We start from the raw sequence: 15,708 nt of genomic DNA, 5'->3' as shown, positions 1-15,708 counted from the left end.
TGCGTACTTTTTGTAGAACGGTCCGGCGAGTTGCCCGTACTGGCAAGGTTAAGGACTTAAGGTCCGGAGCCGAAGTGAAAGCAAGCGTTAAGAGCGCGAAAATAGTCAGTGAGGGCAGACCCGAAACCGGGTGACCTATCCATGTCCAGGTTGAAGCTTCCGTAAGAGGAAGTGGAGGACCGAACCCACATCCGTTGAAAAGGGTGGGGATGAGGTGTGGATAGCGGAGAAATTCCAATCGAACCCGGAGATAGCTGGTTCTCCTCGAAATAGCTTTAGGGCTAGCCTCATCAAAGTCTGCTGGAGGTAGAGCACTGAATTGTCTAGGGGGCGTCAAAGCTTACCAAAACATATCAAACTCCGAATGCCAGCCAGATGATTGATGGGAGTCAGACTGTACGAGATAAGTTGGACAGTCGAAAGGGAAACAGCCCAGACCACCAGCTAAGGTCCCAAAGTACGTGTTAAGTGGAAAAGGATGTGGGATTTCAAAGACAACTAGGACGTTGGCTTAGAAGCAGCCATACATTGAAAGAGTGCGTAATAGCTCACTAGTCGAGAGATCCTGCGCCGAAAATGTCCGGGGCTAAAACACGACACCGAAGCTGTGGAATGTAGGAATACATTGGTAGAGGAGCATTGTAAGCGGGATGAAGCCATACCGTAAGGAGTGGTGGACTGCTTAGAAGAGAGAATGCCGGAATGAGTAGCGAGAGGAAGGTGAGAATCCTTCCGGCCGAATATCTAAGGTTTCCAGAGTAAAGCTGATCTGCTCTGGGTAAGTCGGGACCTAAGGCGAGGGCGAGAGCCGTAGTCGATGGATAACTGGTTGAAATTCCAGTACCACATAAAAACAGAACTGTGGGGACACAGAAGGGAAATGGGAGCCAGGAATGGAAACACTGGTGCAAGCGAAGTAGCCGTATGGGAGGCAAATCCCTCATGCAAGGCAAAGGCGTTACGCGGACCGAACAAAAGTAGGGAAGCCCAGGCCCCCAGCTGTCAAGAAAAGCCGCTATTGTTTTTTATGTGCCCGTACCGTAAACCGACACAGGTGGATGAGGAGAGAATCCTAAGGCCGACGGGAGAAGTGTTGTTAAGGAACTCGGCAAAATGACTCCGTAACTTCGGGAGAAGGAGTGCCATAGTGATATGGCCGCAGAGAATTGGCCCAAGCAACTGTTTAGCAAAAACACAGGTCTATGCAAAACCGCAAGGTGAAGTATATGGGCTGACGCCTGCCCGGTGCTGGAAGGTTAAGGGGAGGGCTTAGCGCATTAGCGCGAAGGTCTGAACTTAAGCCCCAGTAAACGGCGGCCGTAACTATAACGGTCCTAAGGTAGCGAAATTCCTTGTCGGGTAAGTTCCGACCCGCACGAAAGGCGTAATGATTTGGGCACTGTCTCAACAACACACCCGGTGAAATTGAAATACCAGTGAAGATGCTGGTTACCTGCGCCAGGACGGAAAGACCCCATGGAGCTTTACTCCAGCTTGATACTGGGATTCGGTACTGCATGTACAGGATAGGTGGGAGACTGAGAATTAAGGACGCCAGTCCTTAAGGAGTCACTGTTGGGATACCACCCTTGCAGTATTGGATTTCTAACCAACAGCCATGATCTGGTTGGGGGACAATGTCAGGTGGGGAGTTTGACTGGGGCGGTCGCCTCCGAAAGGGTATCGGAGGCGCTCAAAGGTCTTCTCAGAATGGACGGAAACCATTCGCAGAGTGCAAAGGCAGAAGAAGGCTTGACTGTGACACCGACGGGTGGAGCAGGTACGAAAGTAGGACTTAGTGATCCGGTGGTATAACGTGGGATTGCCATCGCTCAACGGATAAAAGCTACCCTGGGGATAACAGGCTTATCACTCCCAAGAGTTCACATCGACGGAGTGGTTTGGCACCTCGATGTCGGCTCATCGCATCCTGGAGCTGTAGCAGGTTCCAAGGGTTGGGCTGTTCGCCCATTAAAGCGGTACGCGAGCTGGGTTCAGAACGTCGTGAGACAGTTCGGTCCCTATCCGGCGCAGGCGGAGGAAATTTGATAGGAGCTGTCCTTAGTACGAGAGGACCGGGATGGACGGACCACTGGTGGATCTGTTGTATTACCAAATGCATAGCAGAGTAGCCAAGTCTGGAAGGGATAAACGCTGAAGGCATCTAAGCGTGAAGCCCCCCTAAAGATAAGATTTCCCATAGAGTAATCTAGTAAGACCCCTTGAAGACGACGAGGTAGATAGGGCAGAGGTGGAAGTGCGGCAACGTATGGAGCTGACTGTTACTAATCGGTCGAGGCTTTAACCAAGGAAAGGTAAGGAAGAAAGTTTGATGGAACGTTCTGTATGTAGTTTTGAAGGTATACCCACAGGGCATCCCGTATTACATGTCCTACGGACGATATGCTTTGCATTACAAGGTATATTTCAAAAGAAAAAGGAAAGAATAAAAAGAATGATCCTCGATAGCTCAGTTGGTAGAGCGCACGGCTGTTAACCGTGTTGTCGCTGGTTCGAGCCCAGCTCGGGGAGTTTAGTAAGACCGTGAAGCGGTCAAAGAAACAAGGCTCCATGGTCAAGTGGTTAAGACACCGCCCTTTCACGGCGGTAACACGGGTTCAAATCCCGTTGGAGTCATTCAGCTTCATATTTCGCCGTTGTGGCTCAATTGGCAGAGCAGCTGATTTGTAATCAGCAGGTTACCGGTTCAAGTCCGGTCAACGGCTTCATACACTTGGACGTTAAGTGGTGAGAAGATAAGGACCTTTAGCTCAGTTGGTTAGAGCAATCGGCTCATAACCGATCGGTCCGGGGTTCGAGTCCCCGAGGGTCCATTTGTATACAGTTATTTTTGGCCCGGTGGCTCAGCTGGTTAGAGCGCCGCCCTGTCACGGCGGAGGTCGTGGGTTCGAACCCCATCCGGGTCGTCTCTTTTATTTAAAAAGAGTATTTTTATATTTGGGATCATAGCTCAGCTGGGAGAGCATCTGCCTTACAAGCAGAGGGTCATAGGTTCGAGCCCTATTGGTCCCATTTTGAGAGAATTTCTCTCAGAATGCCGTTGTGGCGGAACTGGCAGACGCACAGGACTTAAAATCCTGCGGGACTTATACTCCCGTACCGGTTCGATTCCGGTCAACGGCATTGAGCACTTATTAAAAGTGCTGCTTAATTTCATATGTGGGCGTAGCTCAGCTGGATAGAGCGTCTGGCTACGGACCAGAAGGTCGGGAGTTCGAATCTTCTCGCCCACGTAAAACCCTTATAAATCATTGATTTATAAGGGTTTTTTGTGCAGTATTATTTATTATAAAAGTTCGGAAAAAATGACGGAAAAATACCTATTTTGTATGATGAGAGGTTTACTTTACAGAAATGTTGTGGTATAATTCATAACTGTGAATGAAATGTAACAATACTGTAATAAACATAAAATTAATATAAAATATCGAAGTAGGAAGGTAACATCTTTATGAAGTCAATATTAAAAAAGACAGCAATATGTCTGCTCGTCTTTTCTATGATCATTACATCAGGATTGGCAGCTCCGAAAAAAGAAGTTCATGCAGCACAGGGTACATACGGCGGACGGATATGGAAATCATGGGTAAAACTGAGAAAGTCCAAATCTAAAAAATCGAAGGTGATCCGTAAAATTTCAAAAGGAGAACCTGTGCAGGTTCATTATACGAGCGGGAAATGGAGAAAGGTTACATACAAAGGCAAGACAGGATTTGTCCTGAAAAAATATGTGTATATTAACACAAATGCTCCTGAACTGTCAGGAAGCCAAGAAGAAAAAGGACAGACAGTGGCAGCCTTTGCCCAGCGTTTTGTAGGAAACCCATATGTATGGGGAGGAACAAATTTAAACAGCGGTGCCGACTGCTCTGGTTTTGTCGGAGGAGTATACCGTTCCTTCGGATATAAGCTTCCGAGAACGTCTTCGGACCTCAGAAAAGCGGGCAGAAAGGTATCTTATAAAAACAAGCAGCCTGGAGATCTGATTTGTTACAGCGGCCATGTAGCCATGTACATAGGCAACGGTAAGATCGTCCATGCCAGCACAAGAAAAACAGGGATTAAGATTTCTCCGAGAGCCAACTACAGAAAAGTAGTAGCCGTGAGGAGAATCGTAAGAGAATAGATCAAACAAAATGTGCAAGAGAAATCCTGCACATTTTTTTTCATGTTCTCATAATGTTTTGATAGAAGGAGGAGCGTATGAAATCAATCTTATTTGTCAATGGATGTATCAGAGGAGAAGAATCCAGGACATTGCTGATGGCCAGACGATTTCTTGACTGTCTGAGAGGGAAATATGAGATCACAGAGGTGAACGGCCTTTGTCTGCCGCTGGACCGTGAGGCACTAAAAAAGAGGGACCGTCTGGCAGCTCAGGGGAATTGGGATGATCCGGTGTTTGATGAGGCCAGGACATTTCTGGAGGCGGATATCGTTGTGCTTGCGGCTCCGTTCTGGGAAGGAACATTTCCGGCTGCCGTACACGCTTATATTGAACAGATCTGTGTCACAGGTCTGACGTTTGGATACAGGGAGGACGGAACCGCAGAAGGTTACGGAAAGGCAAAGAGAGCCATATTCTTTTCCACAAGAGGAGGAATTTATTCTGAGGGTCCGAATAAGAAGGACGACCACGCCGGAAAATTCCTTGATTCTGTCTTTCGGATGCTTGGAATCCAGAGGACAGATGTGGTGACCGCAGAAGGACTTGATATCATTGGAAATGATGTGGGACTCATCATGGATCAGGCAGTGAGAGAGGCAGAACTGCTGGCAGGGACTTTTTAGGGAAATGAGAATGAATCTTTTCCAAAACATGGACGCAATAACTTGAAAAACATGATAAAATACGGTTATATAAATATAATAGAATTCAAAAGACAAGAAAAGAGGCGGCAGTTATGTTAAACGTAGAACATTTATCATACCGGATTAATGAAAACGGTGCAGATGTGCAGATACTGGATGATGTGAGTTTCTCTGTAGATGACGGGGAAATGCTTGTTGTCACAGGACCCAATGGCGGAGGCAAGTCCACCATCGCAAAGATTTTAATGGGGATAGAAAAAGCAAGCGGAGGTAAAATCTCTCTGGACGGAGAGGATATCACAGACTATACCATAGACCAGAGGGCAGAAGCAGGCATAGGATTTGCATTCCAGCAGCCTCCAAGATTTAAAGGGCTGACGGCTTCCAGGCTTCTCTCTCTCGCGGCAGGGGAGAAACTGAAGGACGAGCGGTGCTGTGAATTGCTGAGCAGTGTTGGGCTCTGCGGAATGGAATATAAAGACAGGGAAGTGGACGCTACTTTGTCAGGGGGCGAGATGAAGAGGATTGAGATCGCCACGGTATTTGCAAAAGATCATAAAATATGTATTTTTGATGAACCGGAGGCAGGAATTGATCTTTGGAGTTTTGCCATGCTGATCAAAGAATTTGAAAAGATTCACAGAGAAAACAAGGCAAGTCTCATTCTGATTTCCCATCAGGAGAGGATTATCCGGATGGCAGACCGCATCATGATCATCAGGGACGGCCGGGTAGAAGAGATCGGGACGAAAGAAGAGGTCTATCCTCATCTCATGGCAGAAGAATCTGAAGAGCAGTGTGCTTTTATGCAGGAATAGGAGGATAAGGACATGAAATTAGACCAAATAACGGCCGGAGTGCTGGAGGCTATCGACGGCCAGGGGTTTGTACAGAAAGGTGCTTATAACCTGCGTCAGAACGGACAGGCAGTATGTCACGGCGACAGTGAGAATGTCCGCATCGTAAAGAAGCAGGACAAGCCCGGGATTGATATCTTTATCAGCGGGAAGACAAAAGGTGAGGCGGTGCATATACCGGTGGTTGTTTCTGCTTCCGGCATCACAGATGTGGTTTATAATGACTTTTATATCGAGGATGGTGCAGATGTTCTTATTGTGGCAGGATGCGGCATTCACAATGACGGGGACGAGGAGAGCAGGCATGACGGCATACATGCATTCCATGTGGGCAGCCATGCCAATGTACGGTATGAGGAGCGCCATTACGGGGAAGGAAAAGGAACCGGAGGCAGGGTTTTAAATCCTGTCACGAAAATATATGTGGAGGAAGATTCTGTTTTTACGCTGGATACGACTCAGATCAAAGGGGTTGATTCGACGATACGGGAGACACATGTGGAGATGGGGGCAGGGTCCAAACTCTATGTAATGGAAAAACTTATGACACATGGAAACCAGCAGGCAATATCAAACATGGATGTACAGTTAAACGGGGAGGAGAGTTCTGCACAGATCATATCCCGGTCTGTCGCCAAAGACACATCTACCCAGGTCTTTCATCCGAAAGCCATCGGAAATGCGCTGTGCCACGCACACGTGCAGTGTGATTCTATTATCATGGATGATGCAAAGATCAGTTCTATTCCTGAGATCAACGCAAACCATGTGGATGCCCAGATTATACACGAGGCAGCCATCGGGCGTATCAATAATGATCAGCTCATCAAACTGCGCACTTTTGGAATGACTGGAGAAGAGGCAGAAGCAGTGATTATAGAGGACTTTTTAAAATAATCTTTAAAACAACAGGGGGAGAATAAGGGGGAGTATCAGGATGCTGGAATCAAGGGAAAATTATCTGGAAGCTATCTTAATGTTAAAACAGGAATTAGGGCAGGTGCGCTCTATCGATATCGCCAGAAAATTAAATTACAGCAAGCCAAGCGTCAGCCGTGCGGTCGGGATTTTGAAAAAAGGGGGGTATATTCTCGTGGATGCAAAAGGATATATATCCCTTACCTCCGAAGGGCTTAAAAAGGCCGAGTCGATCTACGAGAGACACAGGACGCTGACTTCGCTTTTTGTTCAGATTGCGGGAGTGCCGGAACATGTGGCCGAGGAAGATGCATGCCGGTGTGAACATGTTCTGAGCGCCCAGACTTTTCAGGGAATTAAAATGTTTTTAAATGAAAATGGTATATGCTGAAGAAAGGGTGTATAATTAAGAGGAAGATAAGACAAACAGCTGTGCAAGGAGGTAGCAGTATGGGAAGACTCGAAGGAAAAGTTGCAATCATTACCGGTGGGAATTCCGGCGTAGGTGAACAGACGGCAAAGCGGTTTGCAAAGGAAGGTGCCAAAGTCGTTATCACTGCCCGGAGAAAGGAAAAGCTTGAATCTGTGGCTGCTGATATAGAGGCTGACGGAGGCACAGTGCTGGCACTGCAGGGCGATATTTCTGTCCCGGGAGACGGCAAAAGAATCGTAGAAGCAGCCGCAGAGCATTTCGGTACGTTGGATATTCTGGTGAATAATGCCGGGGTGCTGGACGAAGGTCTGCTTCCCATCGATAAAGTAGCGGACAGCGAGATCGACAGAATCATTGACATCAACACAAAGGGAACGATGTATTTTATCCGTGCAGCGCTGGAAATCATGCTGAAAAATAAGAGCGGATCTATCGTCAATGTGGACAGCATTGCAGGAGTGAACGGGGGCGGAGGAGCTGCCTACGTGGCTTCCAAGGCGGCAGGCCTGGGTATTACCAAACACACGGCTATGCGGTGTGCAAAAGACGGGGTTCGGTGCAATGCCATTTGTCCGGGCATGATCAAGACTCCGATGACAGCCGGACAGACGATGGATTCTATGGACCCGGATATGATGGGGGCCATGGCTGTGCATTCTGATCTAAGGCTTCCAGCATGCTCAGCAGAAGACGTGGCAAACTCAATCTTATTTTTGGCCAGTGATGAATCTGCTCCTGTTACCGGACAGTGTATCGTGCTGGATTACGGCGCAAACCTCTAAGAATTATATGGGCCTGGGATTTTCTCATAGGAGAAGATCCCAGGCCCTTTTTCATTCCATAGGAAAGCTGCAAAGCTGTCAAGCTCCTCAAAGCTTGCCTGCTTTGTTCTTCAAAGCAGAAAGTTCAGAACAATAGCAGACGTGATTGTTCTCATTATTTTTCGCAGAGTACAGTGCCTTGTCAGTATTGGACCATAGAGTTTGAAAGTCTTTTCCGTGCTCAGGATAAAAACCGATTCCCACAGAGACACATACATTGCCGTCAAGGTTCAAGTCCTCCTGGCGGGAGTTCCAGTTCTCAAAAAACAGTGCCAGTAATTCTTCAAGTCTGTGTTTATGTATAGAAAGACAGGATATATAAGTAATAAACTCATCACCGCCTATCCTTCCGTTGACTGCTTTTGGAAAAGTTTTTTGAAGACTCTTGGCGAGGGATACCAGTATCTTGTCTCCAAAAGGATGACCGTACTGGTCGTTGTAGATCTTAAAGTTATCAATATCCATGGCAATCAGGACGCCTGAAGGTCTTTGCTTCATCTGCTTATCGATATGATCCTCCATGCAGCGGCGGCTCATCAGTCCGGTCAGATAGTCAAATTGGGAATAATAAATGGTCTTTTTGTCTATACGGCTGAAATCCGGTACAGAGCGGTGAAGATGAAGTAGCTGCCATCCACTGTCCGAATACTCCGTAATCATGCTGAAACGAAGATGGACAGACGGCAGATTTGTTCCGCTGTTCCTCCTGCTGAGTTTAATTTCGCCGGTTATGAGAAAAAGATTCTCGCGCAGGCAGGAAGATTCATACCATTCTTTGTCAATTAAAAAAGTATGTTCAGCACGGGGAGCTCCAAAGGTTTTGAGAAACTCAAGGGAACTTTGACAAAATTCTCCGAGGCCTGTGCCAATCTCTGTCATACGAAGATCCAGAAATTTGTCAATTCCCTCTTTCTTATTGTCTATGAGATAACTATGCCAGAGAAAGCGGCAAAACTCCTCTGCAGATTTCAAGTTTTTCATTCACTCCGACCTTCCATACATTACCAGCCATGAAATGGGCAGAAATGTAGACTTTTTTCGTCGTTAATGATATTATTTTTATAGAGTGAATCCGAGACAGCAAACGTACCGGATTCAAAGATTGTTCCGCATTTATTTTTTTACGGGATGATCCGGATACTATAAAAAACAAACGGGTAAAAAAGTCTACTTTTTTTACCACATTTCTGTGTTTATGAGCGGCCTTCTTCTGCCTGCCGGACCCATTTAAAAAATGTGTTGTGAGTGGTTCCGAGTTGTTTAGCAGATTCCCGGCCGCTTATTTTTTCTGCCTTCCAGAGTGTATAAATGCGGTCAAACTCCTTTGGTATTTCTTTGGGAGGACGTCCAAAACTGACGCCTCTGGCTTTGGCTACGGCAATCCCCTCGGCCTGCCGTTTTCTGATCTGTTCCCGTTCTGTCTGTGCAACGTAAGAAAGGATCTGCAGCACCAGATCCGATATAAAGACACCTGTTAGGTCCAGAGCATTTTTACCGCGGGTATCCAGCAGCGGAAGGTCAGTGACAACGATGTCGGCCTTCTTGTGTTTGGTAATAGTACGCCACTCTTCGATAATCTCTTCATAGTTCCTGCCCAGGCGGTCAATGGACTTTACAAAAAGAGTATCTCCCGGCCGCAGCTTTCTTAGCAGTTTCTTATAAAGAGGACGGTTAAAATCCTTTCCCGACTGCCGGTCAATAAAAATGTTTTGTTTAGGTATTTTCAGGTCCTTCATCACTGCGAGCTGCCGTTCCACATTCTGATCTTTGGACGATACCCTGACATATCCATAATCCATTTCTCTCCCTCCTTCTGCAAAATGTGACAGAATCATTATCCCATATGGAACAGCATAAATAAAAAGGTAATATATGCCGCAGAAAAAATAACTGGACTCTGTTTTCTCTCCGTGTGTTAAAATATTATTAAAACTGTACAGTATATGAAAAAGGAGGTGCAGGAAAAATGATAGAATTACCGGAAGCTCTGGCAAGGGCAGATGAATTGAAGAGTGAACTCAAAGGAAAGAGGGCAGAGAAAGTCTGGCCGCCGTCTTCTCCGCACAAGTTCTGCTGGTTTAACGGGGAAGCGTCATCTTATGACGATATGCTGAGTGGAAGGAAGGTGGTCGATGCACAGGGGTTCGGGATCTTTGCCGAGATTATTTTTGAAGGAGATCTAAGAGTTTGTTTCAATGACGGTGTGAATGTAAGGATCTTCGGGGAAGGGGATAACATACCCGGAAAGTATCAGCTTAGGATCGACTTCTCGGACGGAACTGTTCTTGTTTTTACAGTAGCGATGTATGGGAGCATTGCATGTGCAGACGGAAGTTATGACAATGAATATTATATTGTAAGTAAAAACAGCATATCGCCCATCTCACCGGAGTTTGACCATACCTATTTTTTCGGGCTTCTGGATTCAGCCAAACCGAACTTGAGCGCAAAGGCTTTTCTTGCTACAAAACAACGGATACCGGGGCTGGGAAACGGTGTCCTTCAGGATATCCTGTTTGAAGCGGGAATTCATCCAAAGAAAAAGATCGGCAGTTTTACAGAACATGAAAAGGAACTCCTTTTTGTGAGTATAAAAGAAGTATTGTCTGAAATGGTGCGTCTCAGAGGAAGAGATACAGAGAAGGATCTCTGGGGTAATCCCGGGGGCTATAAGACGAAACTCTCCAAGAACACATATAAAGACGGATGTCCGAAGTGCGGCGGAGAGATTACAAAGGCTGCTTATCTGGGAGGTACAGTATATTTCTGCCCTGAATGCCAGACATAAAAATACCTGAGACACCTTTTGAATCAGGAGTCTCAGGGAAGTATGATATTTGATGAGAATAGACTGCAGACACGTGTTTAGTCCGTCCGTTCATCTCCTTCAAAGAACAGGGCAACGGTTCCCGCACCCGTATGGGCTCCGATGACAGTTCCCACGCTGTTGATTACTACAGGGCCGTTCAGCTTAGGAAATGCAGCTTCGATCAGGTCCGCAACCTGTCTGGCATCTTCAAAGCAGGCGGAGTTGGAAATGAAACACTTGCCGCTGTAGTCTGTGCCGTCTTTTGCGTGCTCTTCCATTTTCTTAACGATTTCTTTAATGGCCCGCTTTTTTGTCCGAATCTTAGCGCGGGGGATCAGGTGTCCCTCAGAATCCATATTCAGCAGAGGACAGATGCCGAGCATCGTGCCGATAAAGCCTGAGGTCTTGGAAATCCTTCCTCCGCGGATGTAGGATGTGAGATCTGTGGAGAAAAACCAGTGGTGGATCTTCAGTCTGTTGGAGACAGTCCATTCATACACATCCCGGATGCTGTCCCCGCGGTCTCTCAGATCTGCGGCCATATCTACGAGCAGTCCATAGCCAGAAGATGCGCCCAGAGAATCCACAAGAAGGATTTGACGGTCTGGGTAGATTTCTAATAGTTCCTCTCTGGCAATATTGGCAGAATTAAATGTACCGGAGATTCCGGAAGACAGGCTGATATGCAGGATATCCTGACCATTCTTTAGGAACGGTTCGAAAAATTCGATATATTCTTCTACATTTACCTGGGAGGTGCCTGCCAGAGCACCTTCCTGTATTTTCTTATAGAACTCTTCAAACGAAATACTTTTTCCCAGATCATCCATGTAATCCTTGCCGTCTAAATTAACATGAAAACATACATAAGGAATATTACGCCGTTCAAAATAATTTTTTTCCATATCTGCTGTGGAACAGCAGGTCAAAACAAATGGTTCCATAGTAATCCCTTTTCTCTTTCTTTAAGTCATTTATCTGTTGTTTCCTATTATAAAGGAAATTCCAGAAATTATCAAACCGGTGCCTGTATACAGCGAAAACTTGTCTTGTTAATAAAATATGAATAATTATTACGAAAATATTACAAAATGCTTTACAATATTATTACGACGTGCTATAATTCATAAATGTAAACGAAATGTAATAATTACGTAATATATAGAAAGAAATTGAGTGAGGATACAATGAAAGCAATCGCAAAGAGAACCGCAATGTTTGCAGTTGCATGTTTAATGATAACAGGTACGGCGGCAGCATCACTTCCGGAAAAAGAAGTGCAGGCAGCCTCGGGTTATACCGGATATATTAAAAGTGCGACTACAAGTTTAAAAAGGAGCAAATCAAAAAAGTCAAAGACATTGGCCAGAATCAAAAAGGGAAAGAAAGTCACCGTTTATTATACAAGCGGTAGCTGGAGGAAGATTTCCTATAAGGGAAAGAAAGGATTTGTCCCGAAAAAACGTGTAAAGATAAGCACAAAAGCACCGAAGCTCAAGGGAAGCAAAAAAACAAAAGGAAAGACAGTGGCAAGTTTCGCCAAAAGGTTTGTAGGAAATCCTTACCGCTGGGGCGGAACAAATTTAAATACAGGAGCAGACTGCTCCGGCTTTACAAAAGCCGTCTACCGTTCTTTTGGATATAATATCCCGAGAACTTCCTCCTCTCAGAGAAGAGCGGGGAAAAAGGTTTCTTATAAGAAGGAACAGCCGGGAGATCTGATCTGCTACAGCGGACATGTAGCCATCTATATCGGAGGCGGAAAGATCGTACATGCAAGTTCCAGAAAGACCGGCATCAAGATCTCACCAAAAGCGAATTACAGGAAAGTCGTCTCTGTACGGCGGATTGTAAGATAAATACCGGGAGATAAATATCAAACCGGCTAAAGAAAAAAAGCCCATGGAATCATTACCCCCTATCCTAAACTTATGATTCCAGGGCTTTTTTTCCATGTTCAGAAAGGGTTAGGCGTAGTAAAATAGAGAAAACATTCGCTAATTTTAAAAATTATACTAATTGTACCGATATAAGTGCAAAAACTGATTTTATGAGATATATACAAAACCGGTGAAGGATATTATGATTAATACATAAGCAAGACGCTTGCTTAACTTCATCGGTTTTATTCATTGAAGGAGGCCTACGAGATGAATAATTTACAGGAAAAAGTAATACGTAGAATGATTGATACGTATGGTTTTTTCACCACTGATGAACTTTCTGAAATGACAGGAGTTTCTGTCAGCAGCATCAAACACTCTTTAAGCGATATCAGCCGTGAGATAGAGAAGTATGAAGCAAAACTATTGACGGCACCGCGAAAAGGACTGTGTTTGGTCGCAACGGAAGAACAGAGGGAAATGATCCTGGATGACCTCAATGAATATGCCAACAAAGATCCGGAATCATTCTACTACCGAAAGAACTACATATTAGATACGTTATTTTACTATCCGGCCAAATATACGATTCAGCTTTTCTCCGAAGAGCTGTGTGTGAGCAGGAATATCATTCAGAAAGATCTGAAGCATATTGAAGACTATTTAAGTGAGTTTAACCTGACACTTACAAAAGTAAGGAATCAGGGGATTCAGATCAAGGGAGATGAATTTGATCTAAGACAGGCAATTGTGGATTCTGAAAACAAAAAGTATTGGAAACACGCCTATATTGAAAAACTGCCTGAAAACTTAGACTACCGAATCAGCAAACGGGCCTACACCTTTTTTACCGACCATTATCCAAAAGAAAACATTATGAAGGTGCAGGACAGCCTCCGGAAGGCAGAGGAGTTTTTAAATCAAATCTTTGTGGATATCTCTTTTTGCCGGCTGACGGAATATTTATTACTGACAATCAACCGTATCGGGGAAGGGAAAATCCTCCAAAACGCGGGAAGCCGAAAGATGACCAAGTTAGATACTTCTTTCCTCGATGCGGCTCGGTTGATATTAGATGAAATTATTCCTCAAGACGGAGACATGTCATTAGAATACCAGTTTCTGGCCGCTAAGCTGATGGTTGCAAAGACCTGCGGACACGGAATACGCCCTAAGGATGAAAAATATGAGAACATCGCACTGGACTATCTTTCCATTGTTCTGGCCGTGATGAAGAAAGAGAATGTATTAAAGAATGAAGTTCTTATCAATGACATCAGTTCATTTTTAGAAAAGATCACAATCAAACGTGATTACAAATTAGTGGAATGGGACGACCTGCACAGAGATGTGCAGCATCAGCTGCAGGATGTATATGCGGCATGTATGACTTATATTTTTGACATTGAAGGTAAGCTTTCTGTGATATTGACCCAGGACGAGATTGCATGGATCGCACTGCTGATCCACAATGCGATGATGGACAGCAGGGAGGGACGTGAGGCGGTGCTTCTTACTGCCACAGACCCTCACACCGCAAGGTACCAGAAGATTAAGATTGAGAATGCAGTTGAAGGGCTTGAGATTATAGACAGCATTCATATACGGGACTTTCACCCGGAAACAATGAAAGGACAATTATTGATTTCTACGGTTCCCCTAAAGGAGCCGAGGGAAAATACAATCGAAGTGACAAAACATATCGATCAGGCGGATATCAACAAAATCGCCGTGAGTCTGGATGAGCTTGAGCACGACAAAAAAATGACGGATGCGCTGGAGACGACAAAGAAATCTTTCAGAGAATCTTTGATCTTAACCGACGTTAATGTCATGGAAAAACAGGACGTGATACAGCTCGCAAGCGACCTTTTGTATGAACAGGGTTTCATAGAGAAAGGATTCAGCCAGGAAGTGTGGAAACGGGAATTAAAAAGGCCGTCCACCGTCGGGAGGGGCATCGTAATGCCGCATATTTACAAAGATTATGTGAAGCAGAGCGGCGTTGCGGTTGTAAGGCTGAAATATCCGATTTCATGGACACCCAACGAAAAGGTACGGCTGATGTTCCTGATTGCGATTGATTTTGAAACTTCGGAGGAAATTCTAAGGTTTTTCCAGTATTTCTATGGGATGATCGGCAATAAAGAACTGATCGGACATCTTCTGGATGCGGAGGGACCAAAAGAGTTTTATGAAATTTTAATGAGTGAAGCAGGGTAACAATGGCCGAAAGGCATCTAATTTAAAGGAGGAAGCACTATGTTAGTAAACATGAAAGAAATTTTAGAGATCGCAGAGAAGGAGCAGTATGCAATTCCATGTATCAATACTCCGAACGTGGAAACCATCCGTGCAGTCATTGGTGCGGCAGAAGAATTAAACACACCGATCATCATTGACCATGCACAGGTACATGATCCGCTCATTCCGATCGAGAGAATCGGGCCGGAAATGTTAAAATATGCGAAGGCAGCATCTGTACCGGTTTGTGTACATTTAGACCACGGCAGTGACTATGATTTCGTACTGAGAGCTTTAAAAGTTGGATTCCCATCTATCATGTACGACTGCAGCGCACTTCCTTACGAAGAAAACTTAAAGAGAGTAAAAGAATTCGTAAAGATTGCACATCCGGCAGGTATCACAGTAGAGGCTGAGCTTGGAGTTATGGCATCTACAGCGGAAGATACTCATGGAGAAGAGGACGCAGAGAGCCGTGTCCTGACAAACGAAGACATCAAAGAATTCTTCACAGAGCCGGAAGAAGCAAAAGCATTCGCTGAAGAGACAGGATGTGATGCACTGGCTGTATGCTTCGGAACGATGCACGGAATTTACGCAGAGCCGCCGGTACTGGACATTGACAGAGTGAAAGCACTTCGCGCAGCGATTCCGGATACATGCCGTGTCGTAATGCATGGGGCTTCAGGAGTAGAATTCTCTCAGGTACAGGAAGCGATCACAGCAGGATGCTCAAAAGTAAATTACTACTCTTACATGGCAAAGGCAGCAACAAAATTCGTAGCTGACCGTGTTGCTGAGACAGACGGAAAGATTGCATACCATGAATTACAGGAAGAAGCTTTCGAATTCATGAAAGGATATGCAAAAGACGTTATCAAAGCGTTTAAAAACGGGAAATAGGATTCCG

Annotated in this window: 13 protein-coding genes, 8 tRNA genes and 1 rRNA gene (1 of these 22 only partly in view); 19 read left to right on the top strand and 3 right to left on the bottom strand. The window is 45.2% G+C overall.

The window, feature by feature from the left end; genetic code table 11:
* The 15 genes from ANCC_RS15315 to ANCC_RS15245 all read left to right on the top strand — a co-directional run.
* Positions 1-2,309 (top strand): 23S ribosomal RNA (locus ANCC_RS15315) (it extends 587 nt beyond the left edge of the window).
* Positions 2,310-2,459: 150 nt separating this feature from the next.
* Positions 2,460-2,532: transfer RNA gene (locus ANCC_RS15310), tRNA-Asn, on the top strand.
* 33 nt (positions 2,533-2,565) lie between these two features.
* A tRNA-Glu gene (locus ANCC_RS15305) sits at positions 2,566-2,637 on the top strand.
* Between the two features lie 16 nt (positions 2,638-2,653).
* Positions 2,654-2,726 (top strand) — tRNA-Thr (locus tag ANCC_RS15300).
* A 34-nt stretch (positions 2,727-2,760) separates the two neighbouring features.
* A tRNA-Ile gene (locus ANCC_RS15295) sits at positions 2,761-2,834 on the top strand.
* 19 nt (positions 2,835-2,853) lie between these two features.
* Positions 2,854-2,927 (top strand) — tRNA-Asp (locus tag ANCC_RS15290).
* A 33-nt stretch (positions 2,928-2,960) separates the two neighbouring features.
* Positions 2,961-3,033, top strand: a tRNA-Val gene (locus ANCC_RS15285).
* Positions 3,034-3,057: 24 nt separating this feature from the next.
* Positions 3,058-3,144: transfer RNA gene (locus ANCC_RS15280), tRNA-Leu, on the top strand.
* 36 nt (positions 3,145-3,180) lie between these two features.
* Positions 3,181-3,254: transfer RNA gene (locus ANCC_RS15275), tRNA-Arg, on the top strand.
* A gap of 218 nt (positions 3,255-3,472) precedes the next feature.
* Positions 3,473-4,147, top strand: coding sequence for a C40 family peptidase (locus tag ANCC_RS15270; RefSeq protein ID WP_006566400.1), 675 nt, complete (start codon positions 3,473-3,475; stop codon positions 4,145-4,147).
* Between the two features lie 77 nt (positions 4,148-4,224).
* Complete coding sequence (locus tag ANCC_RS15265) at positions 4,225-4,812, top strand: NAD(P)H-dependent oxidoreductase (protein WP_006566399.1); 588 nt, start codon at positions 4,225-4,227, stop codon at positions 4,810-4,812.
* A 113-nt stretch (positions 4,813-4,925) separates the two neighbouring features.
* Positions 4,926-5,651 (top strand): ABC transporter ATP-binding protein, encoded by a 726-nt coding sequence (locus tag ANCC_RS15260; RefSeq protein ID WP_006566398.1) that lies wholly within the window; start codon positions 4,926-4,928, stop codon positions 5,649-5,651.
* A 12-nt stretch (positions 5,652-5,663) separates the two neighbouring features.
* Entirely contained in the window at positions 5,664-6,587 is a 924-nt protein-coding gene (locus tag ANCC_RS15255; protein WP_006566397.1) for a SufB/SufD family protein, read from the top strand.
* A gap of 40 nt (positions 6,588-6,627) precedes the next feature.
* Entirely contained in the window at positions 6,628-6,999 is a 372-nt protein-coding gene (locus ANCC_RS15250; protein WP_006566396.1) for a metal-dependent transcriptional regulator, read from the top strand.
* Positions 7,000-7,058: 59 nt separating this feature from the next.
* Entirely contained in the window at positions 7,059-7,823 is a 765-nt protein-coding gene (locus ANCC_RS15245) for an SDR family NAD(P)-dependent oxidoreductase (protein ID WP_039946466.1), read from the top strand.
* Positions 7,824-7,910: 87 nt separating this feature from the next.
* On the opposite strand, the gene ANCC_RS15240 is transcribed toward ANCC_RS15245, so the two are convergent.
* Both ANCC_RS15240 and ANCC_RS15235 read right to left on the bottom strand, forming a co-directional pair.
* Positions 7,911-8,843, bottom strand: coding sequence for a GGDEF domain-containing protein (locus ANCC_RS15240; RefSeq protein ID WP_006566394.1), 933 nt, complete (start codon positions 8,841-8,843; stop codon positions 7,911-7,913).
* A gap of 212 nt (positions 8,844-9,055) precedes the next feature.
* Positions 9,056-9,661 (bottom strand): recombinase family protein, encoded by a 606-nt coding sequence (locus tag ANCC_RS15235; protein ID WP_022260958.1) that lies wholly within the window; start codon positions 9,659-9,661, stop codon positions 9,056-9,058.
* A 167-nt stretch (positions 9,662-9,828) separates the two neighbouring features.
* On the opposite strand from ANCC_RS15235, the gene ANCC_RS15230 reads away from it, so the two are divergent.
* Positions 9,829-10,650, top strand: a complete 822-nt coding sequence (locus ANCC_RS15230; RefSeq protein ID WP_006566391.1) for a formamidopyrimidine-DNA glycosylase — start codon at positions 9,829-9,831, stop codon at positions 10,648-10,650.
* A 77-nt stretch (positions 10,651-10,727) separates the two neighbouring features.
* On the opposite strand, the gene ANCC_RS15225 is transcribed toward ANCC_RS15230, so the two are convergent.
* Positions 10,728-11,615 carry a DegV family protein gene (locus ANCC_RS15225; protein ID WP_039946463.1) on the bottom strand — a complete coding sequence of 296 codons (888 nt, stop codon included), beginning with the start codon at positions 11,613-11,615 and terminating at the stop codon, positions 10,728-10,730.
* Positions 11,616-11,858: 243 nt separating this feature from the next.
* Between ANCC_RS15225 and ANCC_RS15220 the strand changes: the two genes are divergently transcribed.
* The 3 genes from ANCC_RS15220 (at position 11,859) to ANCC_RS15210 (ending at position 15,701) form a co-directional block, all read left to right on the top strand.
* Positions 11,859-12,530: a C40 family peptidase gene (locus tag ANCC_RS15220; RefSeq protein ID WP_006566389.1), complete on the top strand. Its 672-nt coding sequence runs from the start codon at positions 11,859-11,861 to the stop codon at positions 12,528-12,530.
* A gap of 291 nt (positions 12,531-12,821) precedes the next feature.
* Positions 12,822-14,777 (top strand): BglG family transcription antiterminator, encoded by a 1,956-nt coding sequence (locus tag ANCC_RS15215; protein WP_006566388.1) that lies wholly within the window; start codon positions 12,822-12,824, stop codon positions 14,775-14,777.
* A gap of 39 nt (positions 14,778-14,816) precedes the next feature.
* Entirely contained in the window at positions 14,817-15,701 is an 885-nt protein-coding gene (locus tag ANCC_RS15210; RefSeq protein ID WP_006566387.1) for a class II fructose-bisphosphate aldolase, read from the top strand.
* Positions 15,702-15,708: the final 7 nt, after the last annotated feature.

This window comes from Anaerostipes caccae L1-92 (assembly GCF_014467075.1).
Lineage (GTDB): Bacteria > Bacillota > Clostridia > Lachnospirales > Lachnospiraceae > Anaerostipes > Anaerostipes caccae.
The sequence above is the reverse complement of the archived record's forward strand: the minus strand, read 5'-3'. Positions and strand labels throughout refer to the sequence as shown.